Source organism: Nonomuraea sp. NPDC050022 (assembly GCF_044460705.1).
GTDB lineage: Bacteria > Actinomycetota > Actinomycetes > Streptosporangiales > Streptosporangiaceae > Nonomuraea.
Window position 1 is genome coordinate 199,314 of the sequence record NZ_JBITKE010000013.1, and the last position, 16,854, is coordinate 216,167.

The window sequence follows — 16,854 nt, forward strand, 5'->3', positions numbered from 1 at the left end:
GTCACATCTGCGCGGCCGCCTCGTCGAGACGGATGAAGGTGGCGCCCGCGGCGGCGGCGCGGGCGCCGAGAACGTGCCCGTCGCACATCCTCGTCTCCGTCCCGGCCCGGTCGATCACCTTCCACGTCCTCGGCTCCCGGCACGGCTGGCCGAGCAGGTCACCGGTCCAGGAGCGACGGCACACCCGGCACGTGGAGACGCCCCCGCCGGCGGACAGGGTGTTGCCGTGCTCGGGGCAGACGCCCCACGGCAGGCCGCACGGCTGGTCCTGGAGCCTGGCCAGGTCCGCGGCCGCCTGCTGGAGATCCTCGGCGCCTCGGGCCAGCTGGTCCGCGGCCTGCCAAGCTCCAGCCAGGTGCTCGCGTTCCGGCGATCCGTTCAGGGCGGTGCCGCAGAGCGCGCGTACCTCCGCGGTGAGCGCCTCGGCGCGACTCGCGAGGGCGCGCAGCTGCGCCGGAGTGACGGTCATGAAGGCTCCCATCTCCGCCAGGACCGACGCGGTCGGCCGTGAAGTGGCTGCTGTCCTGGACCCTACGTCGCGCCGGCCTCTGACGGGCCAGTCGGTCTCGGACGGGTCCGACGTACGAAGGCTGGATCCGACGTACGAAGGCTGGATCAGTCAGGCTCGGGCGGGGTCAGGAAGTCTTGGAGTTCGCGGTGCCGGAATTGGTAGGTGGCGCCGCTGACGCGCAGCAGCCGTGCCTCGCAGGCCCAGTCGAGGAAGGTCCACAGCCGCAACGGCAGCACCCCGCGCGCGGCCGCGATGATCAAGCCGATCATGGTGCGGGACCAGGCGACCGCGCCGAAGGCGAGGCCGAAGGTCACCCCACCGACGAGCGCGCAGGCCAGTGACTGGACGATGCCCTGGTTCATGACGAACACGAGGAAGGCCGCGACACCCCCGGTGAGCCCGAAGGCCACTCCGATCATCGGGTTGCGGTGGAGGGCCTCTCGCGGGTGGGCCAGCTCCGCGTCCTCGCTCCAGCCGCCCGTGGTGATCTTGAAGAGCACCCCGAGCGCGAAGGCCAGGGCGAAGGCCCCGATGATCTCCGCGGTCAGTGCCACCGGACCGGCTCCTGCCAGGCGCAGCGGCGGCAGGCCGGTCAGAGCGCCGCACAGTCCGAAGCCCAGCAGGGTGACCGGCTCGGCGCGGATCGCCTCGGATATGGTCATGCGCTCGCCCTGCCGGGCGGCGGCGGTCACTCCGATGACCGCGCCGAACACCGCGCCCCCGGCCGCCCCCGCCGCGATGGCGAACACGGGACCGAAGACCCTGCCTTCGGTCAGCACGAGCCCGGTCAGGCCGCAGAGCGCACCGACCGGCCCGCCCGCCAGTGCGCCGAACAGGCCGCCGATCACGCGTCGCCGCCGGGGGACGTTGGCCCGCCCACCGGCGGCGGTCGGCCACTGCGACATCGACAGGCCGGTGGCGATGACCACCCAGCCCGCCATGAGCGACAGGGTGAGCCCTTCTCCAAGCCAGTCGCGCGGGTCACCGGGCCGGTCGACCGCCGACCCCGCCCAGAACGCCAGCATGGCGACCACAGCGAAGATCACACAGCACAGGCAGTGCACCGCCCGTACCCGGCGCTGGCCGCCGATCGGCCACAGCAGGTGCGGCACGATGTCGATCGGCGTCATGCCGGGCGGCGGTCGATCCGTCTCAGTGGTGCGGGCGGCCTGCCACCGCAGGTGGGTGGCCAGGTTCTCCAGCCAGGACCGCACCTGTTCAGGACGGTAGGGGGTGCCGTGGGCGGCGCGGGGCGCCAGTGCGGTCGCCGCCGGGACGTACGCGCCGAGCAGCCTGCGGGCGATCCGTGCCGCCGCCGAACGCGTGTCAGGGTCCTGGTCGACGCGGAGCAGTTCGTCCGGATCGGCGCCGGACTCCACCGCGGTCACGGTCAGCAACAGGCGCCACGGCGTGGCCAGGGCGGCGTGCACGGCCCTCCCGGATGGTCCGGACAGCGCGGCGTGCAGGCCGTCGCGGTGGATGTCGCAGGGATGGCCGTCCGGCCAGCGGGTGCGCAGGTAGGCGTTGATCTGCTCGATGGTCAGGTCGTACAGATGGATCCGGGTGGCGTTGTCGAGCCCGGCGCGGACCAGGGACAGCTCGGTGTGGCGGGCGGCCCGGCAGGTCACCACGACCGCGCCCGGCCGCCGGCCGGAGAGGTCGCTGTACCGGTTGAGCTCGGTCAGCAGGCCGATCGCCCGGCGCGGCGGGCCCATGGACGGCTCGGGGTCCAGCTCGTCGAGCCCGTCCAGCACCGGCAGCACCTGGCGGTCCCGTACCAGCCGCTCCGCGTCCTTGGCCGGGAGCCCGAAGTCGTGCGCCAGCTGTTCGGCCAGCCATGGCTCGAACGGGCTGCCCAAGGTCCATCGGGCGGCGTCCAGGCGTACCGGGACCATCTGCGGGTGGCCGGGTCGTTCGCCGCCGGTCAGGAAGGGCTCCAGCAGTTGCAGCACCAGCTCTATGGCGAGCACCGTCTTGCCCGCTCCCGACTCGCCCACGATCAGCAGGCGCCGGGGGTGCAGGTCGGTGAAGAAGCGGCCGATCGACCGCGGGCCGTCCTTCATCTCGCCGCCGGCGTCGTCCAGGTGGATCGGGTCCTCGTACGGCCCGAAGGAGACCGGTGCGATGGTGTAGCCGCCGAGCAGCCCCTTACGTGCCCTGTCCTCCTCCCGGGCCACTCGCCGCGCCAGGAGCTCGGCGGCGTGGTCGCGCCCGGGACGGTCGGTGGTCTCCGCGTCGGTCGCCGCGATCTGGACCGCGCCGCCCACCGAGACCGCCGCGACCGCCTCCGCCGCGACCATCGCGAACGCCTCCGCCGCCATCGCCTCCGCCGCGACCGCCGCGGACACCTCCGCCGCCATCGCCTCCGCCGGGTCCACCGTCGGCGGCGTCCGCCGCTCCACGTCCGAGGCGGGCGGTGTACGGGGGACCGGCCCGGCCAAAGCGGTTCTGGCCACCCGCCAGCGTTCGAGCTCGCCGGGGATCAGCTCGGCCGGATAGTCGCAGTAACGGAAGCAGGCGGTGACGAACGCCTTGACGAAGTCCCACCGCGGCAGCCTGTCGGTCTGCCGGAGAACGTGCGAGGTCGTGCTCTTGGGCAACGCGTCGATCGTGGTTCCGTCCGAGGTCACCGTCTGGCCGCCGAGAGAGCGCAGCCTGCTCAGCGACGGCTCGCCCGCCCACCGTTTGAGCCGGACCAGCGACCGGACGAAGTCCGCGGCGCTGCCGGCCTCGGTGGGGTCGGGTGGACGGGGGTGGTCGGCGGCCATCAGTGCTTCGTCCTCACCAGCGACCACTCGAACCTCGTGCTGCCGCGCCGGGGCCATCGGCCGTCCAGGTAGGTGCCCGCCAATGTCTGGACATGCCGTGACTCCATCAGGAAGTCGCGCGCCTCGTCGGACTCCACCAGCTCCCGGCCGACCGCGATGGGCACGAACCCGTGCCGGGGGATGTAGACCCATCGGCCGCGGTCCCAGTCATAGGGATCGAACCAGTGGTGGCGGACCGTGCCCGACATCCGCACCTCCAGCCCGGCCCGGGTCAGGACGAACGAGCCCTGTGAGCGCAGCAGACTCATCCGGCTGACGTAGAAGAGCTCCGTGCCGATGAACGCGTTGATCCGGGCGTCCCAGTAGTCGTGCAGCCAGGTCGACGCGCCGTCGCGCAACACTTTCGCCTCTCGTACGAGCTGCCGCTCGAACCGGTTCTGGTTCTTGCGCTCGGCCTTCTTGATCACTTTGAACGAGCGCAGCCAGCGCAGCGACATCGTCCTGGAGGCACCGGCGCCGTCCATGAAGTGTTCCAGGAAGTCGGACGCCATCGGGTGGAAGTCCCGGCCTTCTGCGACGATCGAGCGGAACAACGTGGCCAGTTCCGGGACGGGCTTACCCGTCCGTCGCCGGAAGCCTCGCAGGAACATGCTCGCTCTCTCTCGTGATGGATTCCAGTGGGGTTCCCCTGGGTCATGGACATGTCTGCCGATATGCCTCCCCCGGTACGTAGCTCGCCCATTCGTCGCGGGTGAGGGTGCGGCCAGCGTTGGCGCACGCCGCGGCCACCGGGTCTGCGGGCAGGCGGACGTTCCACAGCCGCGCGGTCCCGTCACCGGCCACCGTGGCGATGGCCGTCCCGTCCCGGCTGTAGGCGATCGCCGTCACGCCGCGGGTATGGCCGACCAGCGGGGTGCTCAGCTGCCGGTGGCTCCGCACGTCCCACAACCGCACCACGTCGGCGGAGCCGGTGGCGAGGACCTGCCCGTCCGGGCTGAAGGCGAAGGTGTTGATCGCGCCGTCCTCGGCGATCAGGGCGATGCCGAGCGTGCGGTGCCGCGCCACGTCCCAGAACCGGACGCTGGAGTCGGCGGCCGTGAGTGCCAGCGTCCGCCCGTCGGGGCTGAACGCCAGGTCGTTGACGAACCCGCCGTTGGCCGCGGGCGGCGAGCCCCCGATCGGGCGGCGGGTGGCCACGTCGAAGAGCCGCACCTGGTTGTCGTAGCCCGTGGTCGCCAGGGTCGAGCCGTCGGGGCTGATCGCCATCGCCGTGAGGACGTCGGTGTGGTCGGGGACGCTGATGCGCGGCCCGGTCTCCCGGCGGCTCGCGACGTCCCAGAACGCGACGGCCTTGTCCTGCTGGACGGCGATGTACCTACCGTCGGGGCTGAGCCTGGCCAAGCCCTTGAGCGTCGCCTCATGGGCGAGCTCGCGGCGGCTCGCGACGTCCCAGAGCCGCAGGCCGTCCGAGCTGGACGTCAGGAGCGTCCGCCCGTCGCGGGTGAATTCGATCATGTACACGGAACGGCGCGCGCCCCGGGGACGCAGCGGCGGGCCGAGGCGACGCTGGGTGGCCACGTCCCACAGCTGGATCGCGGGGTCCAGCTGGTCGGCCACGCCGGTGGCCAGGATCCGTCCGTCTGGGCTCAGCGCGACGGCGGCCTGTGCGGGCATCGAGGTCCCGACCTGCAAGTGGATCTGGGGGTCGGCCAGCCGTACGACGCCGTCGTCGCTGGCGGCGGCGAGGAGCTTCCCGTCCGGGCTGAACGCCACGCGCTCGACACCCATGCCATTGTCGGCGAGCGCGGTCAGCTGCTGGCGGCTTGCCGTGTCCCACAGGACGGTGCGGCCGGTGTCTCCGGCGGTGGCGAGCCGGGTGCCGTCCGGGCTGAAGGCGATCGCGTTGAAAGCGGTGCGGCGGTCGCTGAACACACCTGTCTGCTTCCGCGTGGCCACGTTCCACAGCCGAGCGGTGTGGTCCCAGCTCACGGTCGCGAGGGTCGTGCTGTCCGGGCTGAAGGCGAGATTGGTGATGGTGTCGGTGTGCCCGGCGAGCGGGGCGCCGAGCCGGCGGGAGCTGGCGATGTCCCAGAGCTGTGCGCTCTTCTTGCTCGCGACGGCCAGCGTCTTTCCGTCCGGGCTGAACGCCACCGCCCTGATGATGGACGCGAGGTCCGGTCCGTTGTCGGCGCGGCCCAGGGGAGTCCCGTGCGGACGGTGCGTGGTCGCGTCCCACTGCCGGACGACGCCACTGAAGTCGCCGGTCACGAGGGTCTTCCCGTCCGGGTTGTACGCGAGCGCCGACACGACCTCCCCGGGATCCAGCGGGGCGCCCAGGTCGCGACGGGTGGCCACGTCGTAGAACCGGACGGTGCCGAGACACGCCGTGGCCAGCGTACGCCCGTCGGGGCTCAGGGCCAGCTTGACGGCTGAGCACTCGTACTTCGGGCGGGTGATCGGGGCGCCGAGCTGCCGCCGCCTCGCCACGTCCCAGAACCGCGCGGTGCCGTCGTCGCTTCCGGTCACGATGAACGAACCGTCGGGGCTGAACACCAGGTCCGTGACGCCTCTCGTGTGCCCGGTGAGGGTCCCCCGGCCGGTACGCGTCGCCGCGACCAGCACGCGGTTGCCGGCCTCGTCGGTGTCGGCGATCCGCCACGCCGCCACGGCCAGCAGCGAGGACAGGGGGACGTCTCCGGTGATCTCGCTCTGCGCCGCTATCTGGCGGGAGAGCGCCCCCCCGCGTTGCGTATCGGCCTCGTTCGCGGCGTTGACGGCGGCGCCGGCCGCGATGAGAGCGAGGACCGACAGCGTCGCGAGACCGGCCATGACCAGCCGGCGACGGCGGCCGGTACGTCGTGCCGCCCGTGTCGATGCCGCGACGAAACCCTCGGCGGCCGGGCCGGGGGGCGGAAAGCTGTCAGGGTCGCGGTCCCAGCGGTGCCGGCTGTCCTGAACCGCCAGTAGCCGGGCGCCCCGGTAGAGGAAGGCGGGGTCGCGGTGGTGTTCGCGCCATTGGGCGGCGTCGTCGATGAGGCTGTCGTACACCGTCTGCGCGGTGAAGTCGGGTTCGAGCCACTGGCGCAGGGTCGGCCAGGCGATCAGGAGCGCGTCATGGGCGATCTCGACGGCGTCCTCGTACAGGGTGAGCAGGCGCTGGTCGGCGAACGCGGACAGCAGCGCCGTCACCTGACCGCGCCGATCCGCCGACAGTGCCGACGCGGCGGCGTGGATCTCGGTCAGCGTCGCCCTGCGCCGGGCCACCCGCCCGCCCGCGGTGATCAGTGTCATGCGGCGGAAGAGTCTGAGGGCGGTCTTGCGGTCCTCCGCCGACAGCCGGTCGAGGATCTCGTCGGCCGTGCGCTGTACGGAGTCGCGGACCCGGCCGGACTCCTCATACCCCCGGACGGTCAGCCGGCCGTGCTCACGTCTCTCCCAGGTGTTGCGCAGCGCCTGCGAGAGCAGGGGCAGGGCGCCGGCCTCGTAGCCGTCCCCCGCGGCCTGGTCGACGCGTAACTCGCCGAGGATGGTCTCCACCAGACCGGGTTCGATCTCCAGGCCCACGGCGGCCGCGGGACCGGTGATGGCCAGCCGGAGGTCCGACTCCGACATCGGCTCGACGATGACCTGGCCGTCCTGGATGGCCTCGGCCAACTGCGGATAGGCCGCACAGCGGTCCCAGTAGTCCGCGCGTACGCCGACGATCACTCCGGCGCCCCGCGGGCCTTCGGCCAAGGCGTGCAGCACCCTGACGAACGCCTGGCGCTCCTGCTCGTCGCTCACCAGGGTGAACAGTTCCTCGAACTGATCGACCACCAGGATGAGACGGCCGTCCGCCGGGAGAGGCGCCATCCGTCCTGGATCGTCGCGCAGCTGCTCGTACACCGTTTCGACGTACTCGCCGAACGCCTTCGCCCACTCTTCGGCGAGCGCCCGCAGCGGCGTCGAGGTCGGCGTGATGAGCAGGCGCGGCCAATGCGGCGAGCCCGGCAGCATCTCCTGAGCCAGTGCCGGTAGCAGCCCCGCCCGCAACAGCGACGACTTGCCCACTCCCGAGGCACCCGAGACCAGCAGGACGGTCCCGTGCCCGTCCAGGCGCGCGCCCAGGCGGTCGACGAGGCTGTGCGTGGCCCGCGCGCGGCCGAAGAAGAACTCGGTCTTCTCCCTCTCGAACGGCACAAGTCCTTGGTAGGGGCATACCTCGCCCCCGTCGTCGGACGGTGACAGCACCTGGGCTTGGCGGTCGCCGCCCTCGTCCCCGTCGCTCATGGCCTTCATTCTGGCTAATTGCGGCGATGCTCATCAATTGCATTCAAACCGCAAGACATCGGTCGCGACCGAGCCCGAGAGATAACCGCAGGTCGCGATCGTCTCATCCGTCCCAAAGCCGTCCGATTCCGTTCGCTTTCGTCCAACAGTGGCGTGAACAGCTGGAAAGCGCTTTCGATGTACTTGGGGATCTCGCCGACCAGGGGCGGCGCGAGAAAACGGGGCGGCTCCCTGGATAGGAGCACAAATCGATGAACGGCAATCACGTTCGGTTGACCACTTCCCTACCGACGGAGGTCATACGGTGTCCCGAGGCCGGGTTGTCCTTGGGGGCGCTGCTGCGCCGATGGCGGGGGCGGGCGTTGCTGACCCAGGAGCAGCTGGCCCAACGTACCGGCCTCAACGTTCGGACCGTCCGCCGGTTGGAGCACAACGTGCTCCAGCAGCCGCGCATCACCTCGATCCTGCTGCTGGCGGAGGCGCTGGAGCTGGACAGCGAGGAGCGCGCGATGCTGGCCGTCGTCGCTCGCGGCCCGTCGGCTTCCCCTGAGTGCGTTGATCCGGAAGAGAGCGGCCGGGCGCCGGTGACCGTTCCGCGACAACTACCGGCCGATGTTGCGGCGTTTGTTGGCCGAAAGCATGAACTGACGGCTTTGTCGGATTATCAGAATGCGAACACCGCGACGGTCATCGCCATTGACGGCATGGCCGGCGTCGGAAAGACAGCGCTGGCCGTTCATGCCGCCCACCTGCTCAGCTCTCGGTTTCCCGACGGCCAGCTGTTCGTGAACCTTCACGGACATACCCGGGAAATGACCCCCGTCGATCCGCGTGACGCGCTCGCCCGCATGCTCCGCGCGCTTGGCATCCCCGATGACCGCATACCCGGGCATATCGATGATCGCGCGGCGCTGTATCGCAGTGTCGTGGCCGACCGCGAAGTCCTGATCGTGCTGGACAACGCCGCCGACGAGGACCAGGTCCGCCCGCTGCTGCCCGCCGGACCGGGCTGCCTGCTGATCGTCACCAGCCGCCGCCGGCTGATCGGCCTGGACGACACTCGAACCTTGTCGTTGGACGTCCTGCCGCTGGAGGAGGCGGTCGCCCTGTTCACCCGCATGGTCGGGCGGGAGCATGTCGCGGACGCGCCGGCGGGCGTGCTGACGGAGACCGTGGAGCGGTGTGGGCGGCTCCCGCTCGCCATCCGCATCGCCGCCGTCCGGCTGCGGGCACGTCCGACGTGGAGCGTGCGGCATCTGCTCGACCGGTTGAACGACGATCGGCTGTCCGAGCTGACGACCGGGCGGCACAGCGTCACCGCCGCTCTGGATCTGTCCTATCAGCGGCTTTCCGAGGATCAGCGACGCGTGTACCGGGTGCTGGGGTCACAGGCCGGTACCGAGTTCGGGGTCGACGAGGCCGCGGCCGTGCAGCACACGACAGTGGTGCGGGCGAGGCGGCAGCTGGACCAGCTGCTGGACGTCCACCTCTTGCAGGAGCCCGCACCCTGCCGGTACCGCTTCCATGATCTGGTGCGCGACCACGTCTCGGCCCTGCTTCGCCGAACGCCGTGTGAGGCCGCGCGGGCCAATTCCGCTTGACTACTCGACGGCGCCTGAGCGGGTGAGGAGGTCCTGGTACCAGGTGTCGTACGGGTGGTTGGACGCCGGATAGTTGGCCAGTGGGTCGGTGGCGTCGTCTTCGGAGTCGAAGTCCCAGCCGCGCACGAGCCGTCCCGCCTGCCGGGCCGCGGTGATGAACGAGGACTCGCCTGCGGTCGCCGCGTAGAACAGCGCGCCCTGCTGGAGCTCCGCGCTGTCGCCCTTCTGGAACTCGTCGAAGGCGGTCTGCTGGTAGCGGATGCGCTCGCCGGCGACCCTGTCGGTGTCCAGGCGCAGGGTCTGGGCCGGGGTCGGGCCGTCGGCGCCGGTCCACACGTGCACGCGCGACGAGCCGCTGGTCGAGGTGGTCGCGTCGTAGCGGGCGTCGGAGGTCTTGGCGTTGCCGCTCCAGGAGACCGTCGCCGCGGACGCGTTGAGCACGCCGTCCCAGTCCCAGTTCTGGCTGTTGCTCTGGCTGCGGTGGATCTCGCGTAGCTGGGTGCCCGCCGCGTCGGTGAACCTGACCGTCGGCAGGACGCCGTTGTCGTACTGGTGGCTGGCCGACCAGGTGATCTCGCCGCTGGCGTCGAGGCGGCCGACGCGGTACCAGAGGGTGGTCGCGGTCTGGGACTGGTGGACCTCGACCAGGTCGCCGTTGTCGTTCAGCGCGATGGACGGGGTGACGCCGTTGTCGTACTTGCCGTGGCGTAACCAGGTCACGCGGCCGTCGGCGCCGTACGTGCCGCTCCAGTACCAGAGCGCGCCCGCGCCCGAGTCGTGCACCTCCACGACCTGGCCGCGACCGTTGATCGCGACGGCCGGGTGGTAGCCGACGTCGCGTTTGTACTGGGCGCGGGTCGTGCCGTCGCCGGAGATCACGGGGAGCACCCGGCCGCGCAGCGTGTCCACCGACGGCGGGCTCGCCGGGTAATCCTTGGCCCAGAACAGCCGCGAGGCGAAGACGGAGGTGAGCTCCTGGTTGAGTGCGGCCAGGTTGCCGGCGGCGTACGAGGTGTTGTCGGTCAGGTCGTCCTTGATGTCGAGCGCGACGACGATCGGTGCGGCGGTGGGGTGCTGGGCGGACCAGGTGTTGATCACGCCGAGCCAGTCGCGCAGGAGGTTCGAGGCGGGGTTTCCGTTGTGGTCGACCTGGTTGCCGGGAGAGTCGTGGCCGACGGAGTAGTCGTGCGAGGTGGCGTAACCGTTGTCGTGGATGTCGAGTTCGAGGAAGCGAATACCGTGGTCGAGTTGGTAGGCGATCGAGTTCTTGGCGCCGCTGACGTTGCCCGAGTAGCTGTTGTGCGTGGCGCGGAAGATCGCCGAAGGTAACGGCACATCCGCGGCCGCTTCGGCGTTTCCGCTGATCAGCAATGCGGAAGTGGCGACGGCGAGCGCGGAGAGAACGGCTTTTGAAGGGGCCATTCCCCGATCTTCACACCGCCGATGATCCCCGACAATACGCTCGCGGACGCTCGCCGGCCCCATTCACCGGCTCTTAATCCGATATATCCGCTCTTGTCGGGGTAGCTGGACGAATGTCGCAGGAGAGGACAGGAGTCGCAAATGAGCACATTGGTGGGAAACTGGAAGATGGCGATCACCGACGGGTGCGTCAGGGGCGACCGGCTCTGCCTGTTCAATGTCAGCCCCAAGAACGCCCACGTCGAGCTCACGTTCTGCGCGACGGGCGAGGAGCCGCTCGGCCCCTACCGCGCGACGGTGCCCGCGCAGCGCACCAGCGACCTGAGCCTGGAAGACCTGGCGGCTGCCGATGCCCTGTCCCCCGGCACCCCCTACGCGGTCGCGGTCGTCTCGGACATGCCGGTGATCGTGCAACTCACCCATGCGCACCCCGGCGTACGCCGATCGGCCGCCTGACCTCCCATAGCGGTTCAGTCCTTGACGTCCCCGGCGCCGGAGAAGATCTGCCGGTAATGTTCGGCCGCCTGGTTCATGTCGTTGCTGAGGACTTGGAAGAACCGGCTTGCCATCAGGAGCCGGGAGCCGGCCGGGGTCTGGACGCCGAGAACGTCGACGCCCTCCTGGACGGTGTCGGCCCACAGCGTCATCGACCGGATGCCCACCAACCAGGCCCGATACCAGACGTCGACGTCGATGCTGTACCGGTCACGCCGATTGTCACGCTCGCGTTTGACCAGCCCCACCTCCTCAAGCCAGCCGATCCCCTTGGAGATCGACGCGGGGCTGACCCGCAGCCGCTCGACCAGGTCGACGACGGTCATGTCGCCGCTGTCGCTGGTGAACAGGCAGACCATCACCTTGGCCGCCATCGGCGGGATCCCTGACATCGCCCCGGCGAGTTTCCGCTCGAATTCCTGTACGGCCCGGGGGTCACGCCCGCTGATATCCGCGGTGGCCGGAGTATTCAGCGGCGAGTGCGGCCGGCGGTGGGCACGCCGTCCGGTCGCCTGCTGGGCCCGAGCCGCACGGTAGCCGTGCGGGCCTCCGTTGCGGGCGATCTCGCGGCCGATGGTCGATCTCGGTCGTCCCAGACGACGGGCGATCTCCGCGTAGGTGAGTCCTTCCACCAGCCCCTCAGCGATCTTGCGACGGTCCTCGTACGTGAGGTGGCCTCCTGGCATGCGCCCTCCTCCGCTTGTCGCGCCCGCCCAAGTATGCGGCCGGGGCCCGATCGATCGCGACATACAGCACGGAGTTGTTGCATTTGCCAGCACCGTCGTTTCGCCAATTGCGCCATTCTGACCTGCGAAAACGACATTCTTAACTTGCCGAATCCGCGAACGCATCCGTAGCTTTCCTCATATGTGAACGATGACCGTTCACGTGGAGGGGACCGACAATGGCTGCCAAGATATGCCTCGTAACCGGCGCCTCATCCGGCATCGGCCACGCCACCGCACTCGAACTCCTGCGCGGCGGCCACGTCGTGTACGGCGGGGCGCGCCGAGCGCACCAGATGGAGGCGATCCGCGAAGCGGGCGGTCACGCCCTGCCGATGGACGTGACCAAGGAGGAAGACCTCCAGCGGGTCGTCCGTACCGTCCTGGACGCGCACGAGCGGATCGACGTCCTGGTCAACAACGCGGGAGCCGTCGTCCACGGCGCGGTCGAGGACACGCCGATGGCGATGGCGCGAGACGAGTTCGAGGTCAACGTGTTCGGGCCGGCCCGGCTGACCCAGCTCGTCCTCCCGCACATGCGCGCGCGGGGCTCGGGGACGATCGTCAACGTCTCCTCGATCGGCGGTGAGATCGCCCTTCCGCTCGGCGCCTGGTACTACGCCTCCAAGCACGCCCTGGAGGCATTCTCCGACACCCTGCGCATGGAGGTCGGACAGTTCGGCATCGACGTCGTGGTCGTCCAGCCGGGCATCATCAAGACCGACTTCGAGGCCGGGACCGCGCGGCAACTGCGGGAGATCTCCGGGACCGGCGCCTACCGGCGGATGGCCGAGGCCATGGCACAGGCGGCCGAGCCGCGGGCAGGCGTGGACAGCCCGGCCTCGGACCCCGGGGTGGTCGCGACGACGATCCGGCAGGCCGTCGAGTCGGCCCGGCCGGAAACCCGCTACGTCGTGGGCTGGCAGGCCGAGGCTTTCCTGCAGCTCAACAGATCCCTCCCGGACCGCGAATTCGACGCGCGCGTCACCGGCTCGCTCAAGTAATCGAGCCGCTGGCTCAGAAATTCGGAGAAACCCCATGACCCCTGCTATCGCCATTTCGGGGCTCGTCAAGGCCTACGGGCCGACACGCGCCCTCGACGGGCTCGACCTCACCGTGGGCACCGGAGAGGTGCACGGCTTTCTCGGCCCGAACGGGGCGGGGAAGAGCACCACCATCCGCATCCTGCTGGGCCTGATCCGAGCCACCTCCGGCAGCGCCAGGCTGCTGGGCGGCGACCCCTGGGCCGACGCTGTCGCGTTACACCGGCGCCTGGCGTACGTGCCGGGCGACGTGGAGCTGTGGCCCAACCTCACCGGAGGCGAGGCCATCGACGTGCTCGGCCGGCTGCGTGGCGGGCTCGACAACGAGCGCCGGAACGGGTTGATCGAGCGGTTCGAACTCGATCCGAAGAAGAAGACCCGGACCTACTCCAAGGGCAACCGCCAGAAGGTCGCCCTCGTCGCCGCTCTCGCCGCCGACGTGGAGCTGCTGATCCTCGACGAGCCCACGAGCGGGCTGGACCCGCTGATGGAGGCGGTGTTCCAGCAGGTCGTCGCCGAGGCCAAAGCCGCCGGCCGGACCATCCTGCTGTCCAGTCACATCCTGGCCCAGGTCGAAACCCTCGCCGATCGGATCACCATCATCCGCGACGGAAAGGCGGTGGAGTCGGGGACGCTGGCGCAGATGCGGCATCTGACCCGGACCACGGTCGTGGCCGAGACCGCCGCCGACGTGACCGGCCTCGACCGGCTGCCCGGGGTCCACAACGTGAAGACCGAGGGCAGGAGCGTGCGGTTCGGCGTGGACGCCGAACACCTCGACGCCGCCATCCGGCACCTCACCACCTTCGGCATCGACTCGCTGGTCAGCCACCCGCCAACGCTTGAGGAGCTCATGCTCCGGCACTACGCGCACAAGGAGGCGGCATGACCACCACGGTTACGCGGGCGCGCGGCCGTACCGGATCGAGCGCGGCGAGCAGCCACCTGACCGGCACCGGCGCGATGGTACGGCTGGCACTGCGCCGCGATCGGATCAAGCTCACCATCTGGCTGGTCGCCATCACGGCCCTCGTCCCACGCTTCTACTACGCCGCCGTCAGCGCGGTCGTCCCGACGCCCCAGGCCCTGGCCGAAGCGTCGCAGATGATCCGCGTCTCCTTCATGAGGGTGCTCGGCGGGCCCCTGTTCGGCGAGGTCACCACGCAGAGCTACTTCCTCGCCGCCTACTGGGTCGAGTTCCTGCTGGCCGCCGCGATCATGAACATGATGCTCATGACCCGGCACACCCGGGCGGAGGAGCAGACGGGCCGGGCCGAACTCATCCGGGCGGCCGTCGTGGGCCGGCACGCCCAGCTCACCGCCGCGCTGGTCGTCGCCGTGATCAGCAATGTCGTGCTCGCGGCCCTCACCACCGCCGCGACGATCGGCATCGGGTTCCCCGCCGGCAGCGCCCTGCTGTTCGGCGCCTCGCTCGCCGCGACCGGGCTGCTGTTCGCCGGGGTCACCGCGGTCACCGCCCAGGTCACCGAGCATCCCCGAGGCGCCAACGGGCTGGCGGGCATCGTGCTCTTCACGGCGTGGCTGCTGCGCGGCGCGGGGGCGCTGCAGAGCCCGGAGGGCGGTCCGCTGTTCTGGCTGTCGCCGATCGGCTGGTCACAGCAGACCCGGGTGCTGGCCGACGAGCGCTGGTGGCCGCTCGGCCTGTCGGTTCTGCTCGCCGGGCTGCTGGTCGCGGGCGCCTACTCGCTGGCGAGCCGCAGGGATCTCGGCGCCTCCTTGATGGCCCCGCGTCCCGGCCGGGCGTCGGCGCCTTCGTGGCTGCGCTCGCCGTTCACGCTCGCGCTGCGGCTCCAGCAGGCGGCCATCCTCGCGTGGGGAGCCGCGTTCCTCGCCGTCGGCCTCGTCCTGGGCGCCATGACCGGGGGAATGGCGGAAACCGACCTCCCCATCTTCTCCGGTGCGGACTTCGGGCGGGCCTGGATCAGCCTCATGGTGTTCACCGGGTCCCTCTACACCGGCGTGTTCGTGGTCCTGTCGGTCCTCCGGCTCCGGTCGGAGGAGGTGCGCGGGCGGATCGCTCCCGTGCTGGCCGGGCCGACCGGCAGATCGACGTGGTACTGGTCGTCCCTGCTGGTCACCGCGCTCGCCGCGGTCGTCCTGCCGGTGGTGTACGGCGCCGCGCTCGGCGTCGGCGCCGCCCTGTCGACCGGCGAGGCCGGCCTCGTGGGAGAGGTCACGTGGGCGAGCCTCATCCGCGCCCCCGAGGTGCTGGTGCTGCTCGCCGTCCCCGCCGCGCTGCTCGGGCTCGCCCCACGGGCCGTGAACGCGGCCTGGGCGGTGCTCGTCTACAGCGGGTTCATGCAGGTACTGGGGTCCTACATGAACCTGCCGGAGTGGCTGGTGAACACGTCGGTGCTGTCCCACCTGCCCTGGCACCCGCTGGGCTCCTTCGCCCCGGTGGCCACGGTGGTGCTGACCGTGCTCGCCGCGCTGCTCACGATCCTCGGCCTGTACGGCCTGCGCCGCCGCGATCTCGCCTCGGGCTAGGGGCCGTAGGCATCGATGCCGCAGGGCGCCGACGGCACCTTCAGCCCGTTGGTGACGGCCCGGTGGAGTGCGTTCCACCGGGCCGCCGGCCGTGGTCGCGGTCGTGGTCGTTCCGGGGTCAGCCGCCGTTGGTGAGGGTGAAGCCCTGCTCGGTGCCGAAGGCGGAGATGCGGTCCTGCCAGGTCTTCAGCGCGGCGGACAGGTCACCGCCGCTGTCGATGGCCTGGCCCACGGTGTCCTTGAAGATGCTGTTGGCGTACACCTGGAACGGGAGGTACTGCCAGTCGGGGCGGACGGCGGCCGAGGCGTCGCTCAGGACCTGGTTGATCTTCTGGCCGCCGAAGAACTCCTGCGGCGCGTCACGGAAGGTGGGGTCGTCGAGCAGCACCTTCGTGGCGGGGAACAGTCCGGCCTCGGTGTTGAGCGACTTGACGGCCTCCGGGTCGGAGTTGAGCCACTGCGCGAAGGCGACGGCGGCCGGGATGTTCTTGCTCTGCGGGATGACCGCCACCGAGGAGCCGCCGTTCTCGGCGTTCATCGGCTTGGCCGCGTCGTACTGCGGCATCGGGGCGACCGCCCACTTGCCCTTCGTCTTGGGGATGGAGTTGATGATGCCGTTCGGGGCCCAGGCGCCGGTCAGCCAGACGGCGTACTTGCCCGAGCCCATGCCCTTCCACCACTCGTCGGTCCAGCCGGGCTGCGGGTCGACCAGCTTCTCGCCGAGCAGCGTGCTCATGGTGCCGACCCACTGCTTGACGCCCGGGTCGGAGTCGAGCTTGACGCTGACCGAGCTCTCGCCCGAGGTCTTGAACGGCGCGCCGCCCGCCTGCCAGATCAGGCTGTCCACCCCGCCGGCGTCACCGGGGTCGATGGAGGTGATGAACGAGCCGGAGTCGGCGGCCTTGATCTTCTTGGCCGCGTCTACGAACTCCGCCCAGGTCGCCGGCGGCTTGATCTTCAGCTTGTCGAAGATGTCCTTGCGGTAGAACATCGCCATGGGGCCGGTGTCCTGCGGGACGCCGTAGACGCCGCCGTTGATCGCCACCTGGCCCCACGCCGAGTCGGCGAACTTGTCCTTCAGCGAGGCGGCGCCATAGTCGGCCAGGTTGACGACCTGCTTGGCGAGGGCGAACTGCGGCAGGGCGAAGTATTCGATCTGCGCCACGTCGGGCGCGCCGGAGCCGGCCTTGATCGCGGTCTGCAGCTTGGTGTACTGGTCGGCGGACTGCCCCGCGTTCACCACATTGACCTTGATGTTCGGATATTTCGTGGTAAAGCGGGCGACGGTCTTCTCGATCCCCGTGACCCACGTCCAGAACGTCAGCTCGGCGGGCTTGGACAGCGCGTCCTGCACGGCCGCCGTTGCGCTCGGGGCGGCGGCGGACGGGGCGGCGGCACTCCCACCGGAGCCGCCGCCGCACGCGGCGAGTGCCAGAGACAGGGCCGCGGCGATCCCGGCGGGGATGACACCGCGCCGTGATGGAAGGGTTTTCATGGCGTTTCCTTTATCCA

At 70.4% G+C, this 16,854-nt stretch carries 12 protein-coding genes; 5 read left to right on the forward strand and 7 right to left on the reverse strand.

Features of this window, described 5'->3' with window-relative positions; all coding sequences use genetic code 11:
* Window position 1 precedes the first annotated feature (1 nt).
* From ACIBO2_RS45125 to ACIBO2_RS45140, 4 genes are all read right to left on the reverse strand, one after another.
* Window positions 2-469 (reverse strand): hypothetical protein, encoded by a 468-nt coding sequence (locus ACIBO2_RS45125; protein WP_358532767.1) that lies wholly within the window; start codon window positions 467-469, stop codon window positions 2-4.
* Between the two features lie 146 nt (window positions 470-615).
* Entirely contained in the window at window positions 616-3,306 is a 2,691-nt protein-coding gene (locus tag ACIBO2_RS45130) for an NACHT domain-containing protein (protein ID WP_397304246.1), read from the reverse strand.
* Window positions 3,279-3,929: a hypothetical protein gene (locus tag ACIBO2_RS45135; RefSeq protein WP_397304247.1), complete on the reverse strand. Its 651-nt coding sequence runs from the start codon at window positions 3,927-3,929 to the stop codon at window positions 3,279-3,281. The genes ACIBO2_RS45130 and ACIBO2_RS45135 overlap by 28 nt, the downstream gene beginning before the upstream one ends.
* Before the next feature lie 43 nt (window positions 3,930-3,972).
* A complete protein-coding gene (locus ACIBO2_RS45140; RefSeq protein WP_397304248.1) occupies window positions 3,973-7,548 on the reverse strand; it encodes a hypothetical protein in 3,576 nt (1,191 codons plus the stop codon).
* Between the two features lie 251 nt (window positions 7,549-7,799).
* On the opposite strand from ACIBO2_RS45140, the gene ACIBO2_RS45145 reads away from it, so the two are divergent.
* Window positions 7,800-9,149: an NB-ARC domain-containing protein gene (locus ACIBO2_RS45145; protein WP_358532778.1), complete on the forward strand. Its 1,350-nt coding sequence runs from the start codon at window positions 7,800-7,802 to the stop codon at window positions 9,147-9,149.
* Here ACIBO2_RS45145 and ACIBO2_RS45150 read toward each other — a convergent pair whose 3' ends face one another.
* Window positions 9,150-10,571 (reverse strand): hypothetical protein, encoded by a 1,422-nt coding sequence (locus ACIBO2_RS45150; RefSeq protein WP_397304250.1) that lies wholly within the window; start codon window positions 10,569-10,571, stop codon window positions 9,150-9,152.
* A 141-nt stretch (window positions 10,572-10,712) separates the two neighbouring features.
* Here ACIBO2_RS45150 and ACIBO2_RS45155 point away from each other — a divergent pair, with 141 nt between their 5' ends.
* A complete protein-coding gene (locus ACIBO2_RS45155) occupies window positions 10,713-11,027 on the forward strand; it encodes a sensory rhodopsin transducer (RefSeq protein WP_358532783.1) in 315 nt (104 codons plus the stop codon).
* 14 nt (window positions 11,028-11,041) lie between these two features.
* Here ACIBO2_RS45155 and ACIBO2_RS45160 read toward each other — a convergent pair whose 3' ends face one another.
* On the reverse strand, window positions 11,042-11,752 hold the full coding sequence (locus tag ACIBO2_RS45160; RefSeq protein ID WP_397304251.1) for a helix-turn-helix domain-containing protein: 711 nt from the start codon (window positions 11,750-11,752) through the stop codon (window positions 11,042-11,044).
* Between the two features lie 218 nt (window positions 11,753-11,970).
* Between ACIBO2_RS45160 and ACIBO2_RS45165 the strand changes: the two genes are divergently transcribed.
* The 3 genes from ACIBO2_RS45165 to ACIBO2_RS45175 are packed head-to-tail and all read left to right on the forward strand — an operon-like array spanning window position 11,971 to window position 15,342.
* Window positions 11,971-12,795, forward strand: coding sequence for an oxidoreductase (locus tag ACIBO2_RS45165; protein ID WP_397304253.1), 825 nt, complete (start codon window positions 11,971-11,973; stop codon window positions 12,793-12,795).
* A gap of 34 nt (window positions 12,796-12,829) precedes the next feature.
* Entirely contained in the window at window positions 12,830-13,723 is an 894-nt protein-coding gene (locus ACIBO2_RS45170; RefSeq protein ID WP_358532791.1) for an ABC transporter ATP-binding protein, read from the forward strand.
* Window positions 13,720-15,342, forward strand: coding sequence for an ABC transporter permease (locus ACIBO2_RS45175; RefSeq protein ID WP_397304254.1), 1,623 nt, complete (start codon window positions 13,720-13,722; stop codon window positions 15,340-15,342). The genes ACIBO2_RS45170 and ACIBO2_RS45175 overlap by 4 nt, the downstream gene beginning before the upstream one ends.
* A 118-nt stretch (window positions 15,343-15,460) precedes the next feature.
* Here ACIBO2_RS45175 and ACIBO2_RS45180 read toward each other — a convergent pair whose 3' ends face one another.
* A complete protein-coding gene (locus ACIBO2_RS45180; protein ID WP_358532797.1) occupies window positions 15,461-16,837 on the reverse strand; it encodes a sugar ABC transporter substrate-binding protein in 1,377 nt (458 codons plus the stop codon).
* Window positions 16,838-16,854: the final 17 nt, after the last annotated feature.

Excerpts from the sequence above, each read along its gene's own strand:
- ACIBO2_RS45125 (WP_358532767.1), bottom strand. The coding sequence starts at position 469 with ATGACCGTCACTCCGGCGCAGCTGCGCGCCCTCGCGAGTCGCGCCGAG.
- ACIBO2_RS45135 (WP_397304247.1), bottom strand. The coding sequence starts at position 3,929 with ATGTTCCTGCGAGGCTTCCGGCGACGGACGGGTAAGCCCGTCCCGGAA.
- ACIBO2_RS45140 (WP_397304248.1), bottom strand. The coding sequence starts at position 7,548 with ATGAGCGACGGGGACGAGGGCGGCGACCGCCAAGCCCAGGTGCTGTCA.
- ACIBO2_RS45145 (WP_358532778.1), top strand. The coding sequence starts at position 7,800 with ATGAACGGCAATCACGTTCGGTTGACCACTTCCCTACCGACGGAGGTC.
- ACIBO2_RS45150 (WP_397304250.1), bottom strand. The coding sequence starts at position 10,571 with ATGGCCCCTTCAAAAGCCGTTCTCTCCGCGCTCGCCGTCGCCACTTCC.
- ACIBO2_RS45155 (WP_358532783.1), top strand. The coding sequence starts at position 10,713 with ATGAGCACATTGGTGGGAAACTGGAAGATGGCGATCACCGACGGGTGC.
- ACIBO2_RS45160 (WP_397304251.1), bottom strand. The coding sequence starts at position 11,752 with ATGCCAGGAGGCCACCTCACGTACGAGGACCGTCGCAAGATCGCTGAG.
- ACIBO2_RS45165 (WP_397304253.1), top strand. The coding sequence starts at position 11,971 with ATGGCTGCCAAGATATGCCTCGTAACCGGCGCCTCATCCGGCATCGGC.
- ACIBO2_RS45170 (WP_358532791.1), top strand. The coding sequence starts at position 12,830 with ATGACCCCTGCTATCGCCATTTCGGGGCTCGTCAAGGCCTACGGGCCG.
- ACIBO2_RS45175 (WP_397304254.1), top strand. The coding sequence starts at position 13,720 with ATGACCACCACGGTTACGCGGGCGCGCGGCCGTACCGGATCGAGCGCG.
- ACIBO2_RS45180 (WP_358532797.1), bottom strand. The coding sequence starts at position 16,837 with ATGAAAACCCTTCCATCACGGCGCGGTGTCATCCCCGCCGGGATCGCC.